The 376-nt window shown below is 35.4% G+C and carries 1 protein-coding gene; it reads left to right on the top strand.

The features are described 5' to 3' along the window. Nucleotides 1-340 (top strand): hypothetical protein (locus AB4496_RS06635; RefSeq protein WP_372130708.1); only part of this gene is annotated, 340 nt, incomplete at its 5' end. Between the last annotated feature and the right edge of the window lie 36 nt (nucleotides 341-376).

Consider the following 376-nt stretch of genomic DNA (forward strand, 5'->3'; position numbering starts at 1 on the left):
GTCGAATAATGCTTTAGCAATAAGATTAAATATAAATCATTCGTTAATCGGGCAAGGAGAACACAATCCAGAGTTAGTGCTTGAATTAGCGATGCTTAGTAATCTTTTGATGTTTAACTCAGTAGCAGCGCAACTATACAATATAGATGAAAGTTATGTTGACCTAAAGCTCAAGGAGACTAATCAAGACAATGTGGTAGTGTTAGGTACAATTGTCTCTGATGAAAAACGTTATGTGGGCTACTATCACATAAGTAATTCAACGACTTATATGATGCACGAAATCACATCTGATTACGCAGACAGCGTAGAGTTCTATTTGGACAAAATAAATAGATAGGCGCTCTCTAAAAAGACGTAACGAATAAGGATTAAG

It is taken from the genome of Vibrio sp. 10N.222.46.A1 (genome assembly GCF_041473595.1).
In the GTDB taxonomy this organism is placed as follows: domain Bacteria; phylum Pseudomonadota; class Gammaproteobacteria; order Enterobacterales; family Vibrionaceae; genus Vibrio; species Vibrio tasmaniensis_A.